The sequence below is a fragment of the Mycolicibacterium sphagni genome (assembly GCF_002250655.1).
Classification (GTDB): domain Bacteria; phylum Actinomycetota; class Actinomycetes; order Mycobacteriales; family Mycobacteriaceae; genus Mycobacterium; species Mycobacterium sphagni.
This window is the reverse complement of the sequence record NZ_NOZR01000011.1, coordinates 65,646-79,167: the sequence shown is the minus strand read 5'-3', so window position 1 is coordinate 79,167 and position 13,522 is coordinate 65,646. Positions and strand designations below refer to the sequence as shown.

At 64.1% G+C, this 13,522-nt stretch carries 9 protein-coding genes; 7 read left to right on the top strand and 2 right to left on the bottom strand.

What is annotated here, in order from left to right; translation table 11 throughout:
* Nucleotides 1-2: 2 nt before the first annotated feature.
* Genes CG716_RS14790 through CG716_RS14780 form a run of 3 tightly spaced genes read left to right on the top strand, consistent with a single transcriptional unit; the run spans nucleotide 3 to nucleotide 3,246 of the window.
* A complete protein-coding gene (locus tag CG716_RS14790) occupies nucleotides 3-1,112 on the top strand; it encodes a glycosyltransferase family 4 protein (RefSeq protein WP_234817856.1) in 1,110 nt (369 codons plus the stop codon).
* Entirely contained in the window at nucleotides 1,109-2,107 is a 999-nt protein-coding gene (locus tag CG716_RS14785; protein ID WP_094480819.1) for an NAD-dependent epimerase/dehydratase family protein, read from the top strand. The genes CG716_RS14790 and CG716_RS14785 overlap by 4 nt, the downstream gene beginning before the upstream one ends.
* Nucleotides 2,107-3,246: a glycosyltransferase family 4 protein gene (locus CG716_RS14780; RefSeq protein WP_094480817.1), complete on the top strand. Its 1,140-nt coding sequence runs from the start codon at nucleotides 2,107-2,109 to the stop codon at nucleotides 3,244-3,246. Before CG716_RS14785 ends, CG716_RS14780 begins: the two co-directional genes overlap by 1 nt.
* Here CG716_RS14780 and CG716_RS14775 read toward each other — a convergent pair.
* Nucleotides 3,243-4,430 (bottom strand): acetate kinase, encoded by a 1,188-nt coding sequence (locus tag CG716_RS14775; RefSeq protein ID WP_094480815.1) that lies wholly within the window; start codon nucleotides 4,428-4,430, stop codon nucleotides 3,243-3,245. The genes CG716_RS14780 and CG716_RS14775 overlap by 4 nt on opposite strands.
* Nucleotides 4,430-6,499 (bottom strand): phosphate acetyltransferase, encoded by a 2,070-nt coding sequence (gene pta / locus CG716_RS14770; RefSeq protein WP_207760687.1) that lies wholly within the window; start codon nucleotides 6,497-6,499, stop codon nucleotides 4,430-4,432. The genes CG716_RS14775 and pta overlap by 1 nt, the downstream gene beginning before the upstream one ends.
* A gap of 335 nt (nucleotides 6,500-6,834) precedes the next feature.
* On the opposite strand from pta, the gene CG716_RS14765 reads away from it, so the two are divergent.
* The 4 genes from CG716_RS14765 to CG716_RS14750 all read left to right on the top strand — a co-directional run bounded on the left by CG716_RS14765 (nucleotide 6,835) and on the right by CG716_RS14750 (nucleotide 13,518).
* Nucleotides 6,835-8,436, top strand: coding sequence for a hypothetical protein (locus tag CG716_RS14765; RefSeq protein ID WP_133066945.1), 1,602 nt, complete (start codon nucleotides 6,835-6,837; stop codon nucleotides 8,434-8,436).
* Nucleotides 8,433-9,836 (top strand): glycosyltransferase, encoded by a 1,404-nt coding sequence (locus CG716_RS14760; protein WP_094480809.1) that lies wholly within the window; start codon nucleotides 8,433-8,435, stop codon nucleotides 9,834-9,836. The genes CG716_RS14765 and CG716_RS14760 overlap by 4 nt, the downstream gene beginning before the upstream one ends.
* Nucleotides 9,837-10,006: 170 nt before the next feature.
* Nucleotides 10,007-11,824: a hypothetical protein gene (locus CG716_RS14755; protein ID WP_094480807.1), complete on the top strand. Its 1,818-nt coding sequence runs from the start codon at nucleotides 10,007-10,009 to the stop codon at nucleotides 11,822-11,824.
* On the top strand, nucleotides 11,821-13,518 hold the full coding sequence (locus CG716_RS14750) for a glycosyltransferase family protein (RefSeq protein WP_133066944.1): 1,698 nt from the start codon (nucleotides 11,821-11,823) through the stop codon (nucleotides 13,516-13,518). Before CG716_RS14755 ends, CG716_RS14750 begins: the two co-directional genes overlap by 4 nt.
* The last annotated feature ends 4 nt before the right edge of the window (nucleotides 13,519-13,522 follow it).

The window sequence follows — 13,522 nt, the reverse complement described above, 5'->3', positions numbered from 1 at the left end:
AAATGGTTGCCTCGTCATTGCGGATCGCGATGATGATCGAGCTTTACCACCCCAGTGTCGGGGGGCAGGAAGTCTTCTTCCAGGAACTCGGCGAAACTTTGGTGCAGCGCGGACATTCTGTCGATGTGTATTGCATCGGCCACACCGGCGGACTGGCCGGAACCGAAACCATCAACGGGGTCACCATTCACCGCAATCCGAACGGCGGCCGCTACAAGCAGCCGTTGGTGAAGGCGTTGCGTCGCAATTGGACCGACATCGTGAAATTCAGTGCGGGCGTTCGCCGTATCGCGTCGGCACACCAACACGACTTCTACCTTTTGAACCAGTGGCCCCTGATGCACGCACTGGCCTTGCCCAAAGATGTGCGTGCGCGCAGCGCGATCCACTGGTGTGAGATCCGTACCGATCCGATACTCACGGCGTGTCAGACACGGCTGCCGCGCATCGTCGGTTCCAACTTCGCGGTGAGCGAAGCTGTCGCGGTAGTGATCACCGAGCAGTCCGGCCGGCCGTGCGGAGTGTTGCCCAGCGGCATTACGCTCTCCCGGTACCGAAACAGACCGCGTGACGACCGTTCGGGCGTGCTGTACCTGGGCCGGATTGCCCCGCACAAGAATCTGCCGCTGCTGATCGATGCATTCGAGCTCGCGGCCGCCAAGGGTCTGACGGGTGATTTGATGATCGCCGGTGACGGTCCTTCCCGCGCCGACGTCGAGGCCTACGCACAGCGTTCCCCGTTGGCGTCGCGAGTGCGGGTACTCGGCTCAGTCACCGAAGCCCAGAAACTCGAGTTGCTTTCGCAGGCAGCCGTCTTCGGCATGCCCAGTACACGTGAGGGCTTCCCTCGCGTGATCACCGAGTCGATGGCCAGCGGGCTGCCGGTGGTGACACCGGACTTCCCCGGCAATGGCAGCAAAGAGGTAGTGGCACAGTACAAAGCGGGCATCGTCTGTGGAACCACGCCGACGGATTTCGCCGAAGCCCTGCTGGCGACCGAAGCGGATTGGAATGCGTTCTCCCAAGCCGGGGTCGCCGCGGCACAAACGCTTGACTGGTCGCATATCGCGGAAACATTGGAAGCGCGAATTCAGGAGGTTCTTGGGAAATGACGACGCAGACGAGTGGAACTGCGCGCCCGCGCGTCATGGTCACCGGCGGTGCCGGTTTCGTCGGCAGGGAGTTGGTGCGCACCCTGCGCCCCCACGCCGATGTGCAAGTGGCCGACTTGCTTCGGTACGGCACCCCAGACTGGCTGCAAGGCGACCTCGACGGCTTCACCTTCCGGCGCGTCGATATCCGTGATGTCGACGACGTCCGTAGTGCGATCAACGAGTTCGCGCCCGATGTGATCGTTCACCTGGCGGCAATTCACTACATCCCGGAGTGCGACGCCGATCCGGCCAATGCCGTCACGACGAACGTCACCGGCACGGTGAATGTGTTGTCCTCCTGCCCGCGCGGCACCCGCTTCGTCTTCGCCAGCAGTGGCGCGGTCTACAAGCCCGACGAGGAGCCGCATCGCGAGCTGACGTCCACGGTGGAACCGGTGGACATCTACGGCCTCACCAAAGCCCACGGCGAAGCCTATGTGCACCTCATCGCCGCCGACCGGGACCTGTCCTGCGCCATCGTTCGGCTCTTCAACGTCATCGGCCCCGGCGAGACCAACCCGCATCTGCTGCCCGAGGTCATCGCGCAGCTGCGCAAGGGCCCGGAAACGATCGAGCTGGGCAACACCTGGCCCAAGCGCGACTACATCGACGCGCGTGATGCCGCAGGCGGGTTCGCGGCGGCCGCGCTGGGTAAGAATGCCGAAGGCGTTCGCGTTGAGATCGTGAATCTTGGCAGCGGTAAACAACATTCGGTTGACGAGATCCTGTCGACTCTGCGGTCCACAGTGGGTCTGACATTCGAGGTGCGCCAAGATCCCAAGCGGGTGCGCGCCGTCGACCGCCCGTATCTCGGTGCCGACATCTCCAGGATCAAGGAGACCTTCGGTTGGAGTCCCGCACACTCACTGCAGGACACGTTGACGCGACTGTGGGAGAGCCCGGAGTTCGTTCCCGGGCTCGAAGACCGTTTGATCACCCGTCCGGGTAACTGATGTCAGCGCCGCCGGCAGGCGGATCCGTCGACCTACTGTTCGACGCCCGCCATATTCGGCAGAGCGGCATCGGCACCTATATCGCCACCCTGCTCCCCCATCTGGAGGAGACGCTGGCTCGGCGCGGCCGCTCACTGGCGGTGCTGGCCAATGAGCAGACCGCACCGTCGCTCAGCGGGAGCACAATGGTGGTGCTGGCCGAGCCGGACGGGGCACCGATGTATGGCGTCGCCGAGCAGAAGGCATGGCGACACGCCCTGCAGACGGTCCGGCCCCGGGCGATGTGGGTGCCGCACTACCCATTTCCGCTCGCATTGCTGGAGCCGCGCTATCGACCGGTTCTGGCCTTCGTCACTGTCCACGATGTATTGCACCTGCAGAAAGAGGAGATCAGCGGCCACAGCCGGCTGCGCCAGGCATATGCCCGCGCGATGCTGAACCTCGACGGCCGAAGGGCCCGAAGGATATTCTCGCCGTCGCAGGCGACTGCGACGGCACTGGTACAGGCCGTACCGTCGGCCAAGGTCACCGTCACGCCAATCCCGGTCGACGAAAGCTGGCTTGCCCCAGTTGATCCCACACTGTCTCCGGTACAGGGTCGATACATCCTCTACGTCGGCAATGCCAAGTACCACAAGAATCTGCCCCTGCTGCTGGACGCCTACGCCGATGTCGGCGAGTCGATACCCCAGAATCTGGTGATCGCCGGCGGCGGCGAAGCGGTGCGAGCCACCGACGGTCGGGTCGGCGAGCTGGCCGCAAAAGACAAGGACCGGGTACAGGTCTTGGGGCGCTTGGACTTCGAAGCGCTGCGTGCCCTCGTTGCCGGCGCCGACCTACTGATCATGCCGTCGCTGTTCGAGGGCGCCGGACTCCCGCCGATCGAGGCGATGGCGACGGGCACTGGAGTGCTGTGTTCGGGGATCCCGGTCCTCCGCGAAACCTGCGGGGAAGGTGCTGACTACTTCGACCCCTACGACCCCGCCGAGCTAACATCGCTTCTGCGCCACTACTGCGCAGACGACGACGCCCTGGCTGCGCTGGCGGCCAAGGGACACGCCTACGTCCTGACCAGACAGGCACATATCTCCAACGCTGCGTCGGCGGAGCTGGTCTGCGACGAGCTGGACAAGTCCTAGATCACGGTCAGACAGGCCCGCGCGATCGCCAATTCTTCGTTGGTGGGAATCACCAGCACGGTCGTCGGCGACTTGTCGGCGGAGATCCGGCGGGCACCGCGGGCGGGGCTCTCGTTGAGGTGCTCGTCGAGCTCGATGCCCAACGGCGCCAGCGCGGTCAACGCATCACGCCGCACGCGCGCATCGTTCTCGCCCACTCCGGCGGTGAAGGTCACCACGTCGGTATGTCCCATGATCGCCAGATAGGCACCGATGTACTTGCGCAGCCGGTGGATGTAGACGTCATAGGCTAATTGCGCTGCCTCGTCACCGGATTCGATCCGCTGGTGCACCACCCGAAAGTCGATCTCCCCGCTCAACCCGTACATCCCGGAACGCCGGTTGAGCATGGCTTCGATCTCCTCGACGCCCAAGCCGGCGGTACGCCACAGGTACACCAACACGCCGGGATCGACGTCACCGGAGCGGGTGCCCATGACCAGACCCTCCATCGGAGTGAGTCCCATGGAGGTATCGACCGGCCGTCCGCCGGCAATGGCCGACGCCGAGGCGCCGTTGCCCAGGTGCAGCACGATCTGGTTGAGCGACTCGATCGGAGTCTCGAGAAACTGTGCGGCTTGCTGGCTGACGTACTGGTGTGAGGTGCCGTGAAACCCGTAACGGCGGATATGCCAGCGGCTGGCCAGGTCCCGGTCGATCGCATACGTGGCGGAAGCGGCCGGCAGGTCGTGGAAGAAGGCGGTGTCGAACACCGCGACGTGCGGGACGTCCGGCAAAGCTCGACGCGCGACCTCGATTCCCAGCACCGCGGGCGGATTGTGCAGCGGTGCAAGGGGTGCGAGTTCTGTCAGCTTCACGATCAGCGCATCGTCGACGATGGTGGGCCGGTACAGGTCCTGGCCGCCGTGCACCACCCGGTGCCCGACGGCGACGAGCCCCAGATCGTCCAGGTGCTGACCGGCCTCGGCGAACAGGTCGAACGCGGTGCGTAGAGCGGCCTCGTGGTCGGCGATCCCACCGTCACGGCGAATCTCTTCGTTGCCCGACGTCAGCGTCGCGGTCGACGCCGCCTCACCAATCCGTTCGACAATCCCGTGGGCGAGGGATACTCCGGTATCCGGTTGCAGTAGTTGGTATTTGAGCGACGATGAACCGGAGTTGAGGACCAGCACCGTGCCGGACATCACTGGCCCTGCGCCTGGATCGCGGTGATCGCCACCGTGTTGACGATATCGTCGACGAGCGCGCCGCGGGACAGGTCGTTGACCGGCTTGTTGAGTCCCTGCAGTACTGGGCCGATGGCGATGGCACCCGCGCTGCGCTGGACCGCCTTGTAGGTGTTGTTTCCGGTGTTGAGGTCCGGGAAGATCAGCACCGTCGCGCGGCCCGCCACCTTCGAGCCGGGCATCTTGGCAGCGGCCACGGTCGCGTCGACGGCGGCGTCGTACTGAATCGGCCCTTCCACCAGCAACTCCGGATCCCGTTCACGCACCAATTCGGTTGCAGTCCTTACTTTTTCGACTCCGATACCACTACCCGAGTCGCCGGTGGAATAGGACAGCATCGCGACCCGCGGATCGATGCCGAACTGGGCGGCGGTACGCGCGGAGCTGATCGCTATATCGGCGAGCTGCTCGGCGGTGGGATCGGGCACGATCGCGCAATCACCGTAGGCCAGGACCCGGTCGGACAGACACATCAGGAAGATGCTCGACACCGTGGAGACGTCGGGCTGGGTCTTGATGATCTCGAAGGCGGGCCGCACCGTGTGCGCCGTGGTGTGCGTCGCACCCGACACCATGCCGTCGACAATGCCGTTGTGCACCAACATTGTTCCGAAGTAGGAGACGTCGTGCATGGTCTCGCGGGCCTGTTCTAATGTCACGCCCTTCTTCTTGCGAAGGTCGGCGTACTGGGCGGCGAACTGGTCGCACAGCTCGCTGGTTCGTGGGTTGAGCACGGTTGCCGGGGCCAGGTCAACGCCCAGTTCGGCTGCGCGGGAACGAACTTGGGTCTCATCACCCAGGATGGTCAGGTCGGCGACACCGCGTAGCAAGAGCCGCCCGGCCGCGTGCAGGATGCGGTCATCGTCCCCCTCGGGCAGCACGATGCGCTTGCGATCCGCCCTCGCCCGCTCCATCAGCTGGTAGGTGAACATCTGCGGTGTGGTCACCGTGGGGATCGGCAGACTGAGCCGATCCTGCAGGTCGTCGATGTCGACGTAGCGCTCCATCAGCGCGATCGCGGTGTCGATCTTGCGCTGCGAGGTGGCGGTGACCCGTCCGCGCGTCCCCGCCAGCGCGCTGGCGGTCTCGAAAGTGCCGAGGTCGGTGGCGACGATCGGCAGCCGCAGGCCCAGCCCGTTCACCAGCTGGGCGATGGAGCGGTGCAGCGGCAGTCCGCCGTTGAGAATGATCGCCGACAGGGACGGGAATCCCTCCGCGGCATGCGCGCTGGTGACCGCCAACACTACGTCGGATCGATCACCAGGCGTGACCACGGTGACGCCCTCGGTCAGCCGTTCCAGGCAGTGTTCGGCGGTCATGCCAGCCACGAGCACCCCCATAGCCTCGCGGCCCAGGAGCGATCGGTCGCCGTGCACCAGGACACCGTCGACCGCATCACTGAGATCGGCCACGGTCGGGGCCACCAGGAGGGGCTCCTCCGGAATCACGTAGACCCGCGGCCCCAGGTTCGCGCACGCCTGGGCCACCGCGTCGAGCTCGGCCGGGTCGGCCCGGTTGGCCACCACCGCCGCGGTGTGCGCGTGCTGGGCGGCCAGCTCAGCCAGGCACAGCTCGATTACCTGGGCGACTTCCTTGGGAGTGCGGTCGCGGGCGCGCACCGACAGCAACACCGGCGCGCCGAGGTTGGCCGCGATACGCGCGTTGACGCTGAGCTCGGTGGGCGTGGCGACGTCCGTGTAGTCCGAGCCGACAATCACGACCGCATCGCAGCGCGCGGCCACTTCGTGGTAGCGGTCGACGATGTCGGCGATCGCGGCGTCGGGATCATCGTGCAGTCGCTGGTAGGTGACGCCGACGCATTCCTCGTAGGTCAAGCCCGCATTGCTGTGGGCCAGCAACAACTCCAGGATGTAATCCCGGTTCTCCCGGCGAGTGATCGGGCGGAACACCCCGGCCCTCGGCACCATCGCCGTCAGACGGTGCAGGATGCCGAGTGCGACGGTGGATTTTCCGGTGTCACCCTCGGGCGAGGCGATGTAGATCGACGTGGTGGGGGCGGCGCTCACCACTACAGCTTGTCGTAACGGGAGTGGATACGACAGCCGGAAACCCGAGGGTATGACGCTCTTCGCCTCCTGTTCGCGGATACGTGGCGGGATAGCCGACCCGAAATCTAAAAGATCCTCACAGACTTGCAAATATGGCAAATTGCTGAAAGTAAGACCCTGCGTCGTCAGAGCGGCGATTAATTTGTATGCTGCACATGGCGCATAGTGCCGTGATCATGCGACGTCGGGTTTGAACCTCACCTCGCACGGACCACGCCAAGGGGATTTGGCAAACTATTTGGGGCAAAGGAATCAGGGTGACTCGGCACGCAAATCTGACTGACGAGCGCGTTGTGCATGAACCCATCCGCTACCACACGACGGGTCGTCACCACTTCCGCCACGTTGGTGGCCACGGCACCGTCGCCCTGGTCGAACCCGCTACGGCGCCCATCCCGCTGTTCACCGAGCCGCTGTTCACCGAGCCGTTGCCCGCGCTTGTCGTCGCACCCGATGTCGCTCGCGTCGCCCGCCCATCGCTGGTCGGACAACTGACGCTGAAGCGGTCCATCCCATCGTGGGTCCTCGTCGTTCTCGTCGCTGCCACCTGCGCAATCAGCGCCGCACCGACGTTAGTCAGCACCGCATTCGTCATCGCGGAGGGAGCACCCACCGCATACCTGGCCCTGATGCCGGTATGGGCGCTGATGATCGCCATGACCACCGACCGCAGCCATCGGCGCCACGACGTATCGGACTCCGACGTCGATCGCATCCTTGCGACGCTGATCGCCACCATTGCCATCACGAGTTGCCAGCTGATCCTCGGGCGGATTGGGGCGATCGGCGAGTTCTGGCACGCCCACCTCCTCTCGGTCATCGCCTGGGTGGTGGCGCTCTCGATCCTGAAGTTCGGATCGCGATCGGCCGCCCGCATCCGCGTGGCGTGGGGATTTCTCGTTCTGTGCTTCCCGCCGTTCTTCCTGCTGACCGGGCAGGCACTGGGCGGCTCCGTGCTGGTATACGGCGCACTGACGGCGTTCTACGGCGCGGTCGCGATGTTCCTGACTCTTCGGGACACCCGAGTCAAGTGGCTCGTCGCACCGGCATTCTTCGCTCTCGCGTTCGCCGGGACCTACTTTCTCCAGCACGCTTCGGCGCCTGTTGCCTACCTGGCTCCATCGGCCGCACTGACCGGGCTGACCGTCGCTCTGTTCGTGCGCTCACCGCGCCACCACGGCGGCGCGGTAGTACCGAAGCACTCATTGCTGACCGTCGCCATCGTGGTCGCGCTCGCCGCGATCGTCGGCGCACTCCCCCAACACCTGATCAGCCACACCCCCCGCGCGGATCTCATCTGGGTACGGAGCGACTGGGTCAAGCTGCTGAACAAGACCTCGCTGTCGGTGGGCAAGCCGCAGGTGTTCGCCTGGGGGCCACAGGTGATGGGTGAAGGCGGCTCCGTCGTTCGTTATCGGTTGGGTTCTGGGAAGGACGTCGCCTTCCTCGATGTCTTCTCGACTCACGACTACGGCCGGCTGACCGAGTACTGTTGCGGCCTCTGGTACGCCAGCGCTCCGCCGCCGGATGTCCAGCGCCCCTTCATCAGTGACGGGTCCACGATCAGGCAGACCGCCCAGATGGGCAACCAGTATTCGCCGCCGGAGAAGCCAGGTGACCCGGCATGGGTTGCCCATCAATGGCTTTGGCGTTACCAGTCGGCTTCCGGCCCCGTCTATCAAGCCATTTACCTGTTGGCGTCACGCGACGAGAAGGCACCGGAAAACGTGGCCACACCAAGCGCGCCGAGTGTTCACACCGGAATCCTGGCGCCGATGGCAGCGCTCATCCAGGACCACGCAGCGCTGCACAACCCCACGCACTACGACTCAAAGACTTTGGACGTCATGAGCCGGCAGATCATCGGCGCCGCACAGGTGAAGCCGGCCCAATGAGCATTCAGAATGTGCCGACCCAGCTGGACGCGGAGTTCTCCGCGGAGCGCCTTTTCACTCGACCGCAGAAGATCCTCGGCATCGTCGCCGCCGCCGCCGTCGTAGCGTTCGCGATCTACAACTGGTCGGACACCGTGGCGGTGCTGTTGACGATCTCGACCCTCTACTTCCTGCTCTCCACCGTCGACCGGGCCTATCTGGTGTTCCGCGGGCTACAGGGCGGACGCCGTTCGCGCGTCAGCCTCGAACAGGCCTATTCGATTCCTGACGAGGACCTCCCCGTCTACACGGTGTTGCTTCCGGCGTACCGCGAACCCGACATCGTCGAGACGCTTCTCGAAGGGGTCAGTCAAATCGACTACCCCGCAGACAAACTCGATGTCTACCTCATTCTCGAAGAGGACGACGAGGACACCATCTCGGCCTTCGATGCCCAGAGAGTGCACAACATCAACCTGGTCGTCGTACCGCCCAGCCATCCCAGGACCAAACCCAAAGCCTGCAACTATGCGATGGAGCTTCCGTCCGAGCGCAGCGAGTACGTGACGATCTTCGATGCCGACGACATACCCGACCCACTCCAGCTCCGAAAAGCCGTCTACACGTTCGTCAACTCACCTGACGATGTCGCGGCTCTGCAGGGCACCCTGAGCTATTACAACGCGAACCAGAACATCCTCACCCGATGGTTTTCCATCGAGTACGACCAATGGTTCTCCTATGTGCTACCCGCCATGAGTGAGGCCAACTGCGTGATCCCGCTGGGGGGGTCGTCCAACCACATCAAGACCGCAGCGCTGTGGGAGGTCGGGGGCTGGGACCCCTACAACGTCACCGAAGACGCCGATCTGGGGATCCGGTTCGCACGCGCCGGCTACCGCACGCTGATGCTGGACTCCGTCACCGCCGAAGAGGCCAACGCCGACGCCCTGAACTGGCTGCGCCAACGGTCCCGGTGGTATAAGGGCTACCTTCAGACGTTCGTCGTTCACATCCGTCACCCGATCAAGCTCTACCGCGAATTAGGCCTGATACCACTTCTGCGAATGGCCAACATCACCGCGGGTATGCCCATCGCCTGCATGGTCAACGTGGCCTTCTGGGCTCTGATCGTGTTGTGGTACGCCGGCCGTCCGGCGTTCTTCGACAACATCTTCCCTAATTCCACCTATTACCTGTCACTTTTGCTGTTCACAGCGGGTAATGCGATCGCGGTGACACTGGCTTTGCTCACGACACGCGCATCCGGTAAACCGCAATGGCTCGTTGCTGCGCTACTTATACCTGGATACTGGCTGCTGCAGGCAATCGGCGCCATCAAGTCGGGTGTGCAACTCGTGTACAACCCGTCTTACTGGGAGAAGACCGAGCATGGGTTGGCGAGGAAGGCTACACATTGATCCGGCGACAGATCCTTTGGGTCGTCAGCGCGTTGTGCATCATTGCCCTCCAAATACCTCTACACACCCCGTCTGCCAAGGCAGATCCGGATGTCCAGGTATCGTCCGAACCGGCTGGCGACGCCCCGCCGCAGACAGCTACCGTCACGCTTGGCTGGCGACAACTCGGAATGAGTTCGGCTCTCTATTTCGGAGCCGCGAACACCACCCAGACCGCGAATATCCCCACGCCAGACGGCCTTGCCCCCGTGACGCTGACCGGAATCCTGCACTCCGCCACCAACATCCCTCAGGGCTATATCGAGGCGGAAACCGCCGACGGGCAATACCTCGGCACGGTGCCCGTCCCTGACCTCACCGCAGGCCGCACGTCAGCGCCGTTCAGCATCGACGTCAGCAGCGTGCCGGTGCTCCGCAATCAAGCGCAGGTGAACATGGTCCTGCGGATGACGGCGGGAGACACCGTCTGCGGGCCTCCGCCGACCTTGGTGATCAGCGACTTCTCCGTGACGTTCAGCGGCGAAATCGCCAGACCCGTGTCCCTTCAGCAGTTCTTGCCGAAGATCGCCCCCAACATCGACATCTACGTCGATCCGCAGCCGACCGCCTCCGAGAAGGCCACGACGCTGAGCCTGGTCACTGCGCTCACCCACCACTACCAGCCGGCGACGGTACACATCAAACTCCGGCAGCTCGCCCGCACTGAGCCCGCGCCCCCGCCGGATGGTGACAATCTGACCCGCGCCATCGTGATTCGCGATCTGAAGGACGTCGACGACCCCGGTGTTCGCCTGGTGACCGACGCGGAGCACCCGTATGTCGTCGTCTCCGGGAAGGGCCCGACCCTCGAACAGCAGGTGGCGCTGTTCCGTGACCAGCTACTGGTCGTGGCACAGAGCGACAGCGTCACGGTGAAAACCGAGAAAGTCGCTGCGACCCAAGGCGCCCGGACAGCCACGTTCGGGCAGCTCAACGCCTCGGGCAGTGCGGACGTCCTTGGTGTCGCGACGATCTCGCTGAACCTCGGTACGTCGACATTCACCTTGTCCAAGCCCGGGATGATCGACATCCATCTGTTGGCCAACTACACACCGGTCGACGACAACGAAAAGGGCACCATGATCGCGGCGGCCGGCGGCATCGTGTTGAACACGGCGCGGCTCGACAGGTCGGGACGGGTGGACACCAACTTCAGCATCCCCGCGGAGATCGCCGCGCGGAACACCGGACTCGTGCTCACCGTCTCCTACGAGCCGGGCGCGGGCGGGTGCACACCGCGAACGGTTCCGATGAACTTCCAGGTCGATCCGACCTCGACGGCAACGGTCAAGTCCGGCGGCGCCGTATCGATGGGTGGATTCTCCTCTCTGCCACAGGCATTCATCCCCACCTTCCAGATAGCGACCGACGGCACCGACCCCGACGAGCTGGCGCATGCCGCCACGATCGTCGGACTCATTCAGCAGACCTCGGCGATCGAGCTGCGGCCGGCTCTGGTTAGCCTCGACCAAGCCAGCGGCAGCAACTCGAGCGCCTTGATCATCGCCAATGCTCAAGCGGTACATCAACATAACCTCAACCCGCCGATCGATACCGACGGTGACGTCTCCAGTATCGATGTGCCATCGGACGTCTCGGCCTCCATCAAAACCGGATTGGCCAGCGTGCAAAGCTTCGCGCAGAACAACAGAACGATTGTTTTGGTCACCGCATCGGCCGGTTGGGACATGACCAAGCCGCTGTTCGACTATCTCAACGGGCTGCCGGGTGGCTGGCGCGACCTCGGCGGTGATGTGCTGGTCGCCGGTCAGGTCGCGAGTCCGCAAACGCTGACCGTTCGAGCCTCCGGTCCGGTACCGCTGGCCGACAACCCGGGCAGCTCATGGGTGAAGTGGGCATGGCTGAGCGGCGCCGTCGTAGGCATCGCGGTCATCGTCTCCGGATTCTTCCTGCTGATTCGGCGCCGATCCCCGAAGGCGCAAGATTGACCGCTGTCGTCGAGATAGCGCCGCCGGTCGCCGCTGTTCCGCCGGCGCCGTGCACGCATCGGCGCCGGCGGAACGTCGTATGGCCGGTGACGTTCTACACGATCTTTTTCGTGCTCTATGCCCTGGTCGGATACTTCCTTTTCCGCATCGGGTACGTCAACCCCGACGCCAGCGCCCGCGTGGGCAATGCCGGTTACACGATGATGAGCCGCTATCCCCATCTCGGCGCGGTGGGATTCGTGTGGAATCCGTTGCCCAGCTTCGTCGAGATACCGCTCTTCAGGCTCACGTACTGGAACTCGTTCATCAGGTCGACCGGCTACGTGGGAGCCATCCAGAGCGCACTGTTCATGGCGGGCGCGGTATTCCAGATCCGCGGGATCGCGCTCGATCGCCAGGTGAGCACCCTGGCCCGCTGGCTTGCCATCGCGGCCTTCGCGTTTCATCCGATGGTCGTCTTCTACGGTGGCTGCGGGATGAGCGAGGGCGCTGAGCTTTTCCTCCTACTATGGGCATGCCGGCACCTGCTGAGATGGCTGCAGAGCTCCGCGCCGATCAATCTCGTCATGTGTGGCGTGGCTCTCGCCCTGTGCTATCTGACCCGCATCGAAGCAACTGTCGCGCTGGCCGCCACGGGCGTACTGGTGTTCGCGGTGTCCGTGGTGCGGAACCGGCCCGCGTGGGGCTGGCGCGGCGGAATTCAGCTGGGAATCCATGACGCGGTGGTGGTTTCGTTCCTGCCCCTGTTCGCGATCTTCAGCTGGTCGCTATCCAGTTGGCTGCTGGTCGGCAGCCTGTTCGACTCGTACACCTCGCAGTACGGCAACGCTGCTCAGGTCGCGGCGTCCGGGATCGGGACCCTCACCCAAGCCGTCGGATTCGAAGGAACCAGCCTCAACATCGCAGCGCAGCTGTTGGGCATGCAACCACTCGTGGTCGTGGTCGTGGCCATGGTCCTGACTCGTGCGGTCCAGAAACGCTGCATCGACGTTCTGGCTCCGCTGGCGATGTTCGGCGCCATTCTGGTCTTCCAGATTTACGCCATCTACACCGCCGCCACGTTCGGCTGGTTCCGCTTCTTCATGACGGCTATTCCGCTGGCTGTGGTGGCGTTGCTCATCACGACGACGCCTGGTCACCCGCAAGACCGGCCGGCGCGTGTGCACGCACGGCGCTCACCGGTCTGGCTGGTGCCCATGCTGGTCTTCGTGCTGATCAGCTCCGTTCCGTCGGCGTGGGCGGCGATGATGAATCCCGCCATCGGAAAAGAAGAATTCGGCGTGCGCGCGGTGATCTGGCCGGACCGCTACTCCAAAGCGGAGCACTGGGCGTTCTGGGGCGGGGAGCTCAGCCGCAACACCGCCGCGTGGTTCGACAATCAGAATCTTCCCGACGGCTCGGTGCTGGTCGATACCTTCTCGCTGGCCAAGACCTGGCTGGCCTCGAATCACCCCAAGCAGTTCACGATCCGCAGCGACTACGACTTCTTCGACAAGGTCAACTCGCCGCTGGACAGCGGCGTCCACTACCTCCTGGTGCCCAAGCCCGCCGGACTCGGGAAACTGGACGCGATCAACCTGCGGTATCCCACGATGTGGAGCGACGGCGCCGGGTTGGCCACCCTGGCCCTCAGCGTGGTCAATCCGCAAGGGTTCGAACAGTTCCGCATCTACAAGATCAACGGAGCCGGCTGAGTCG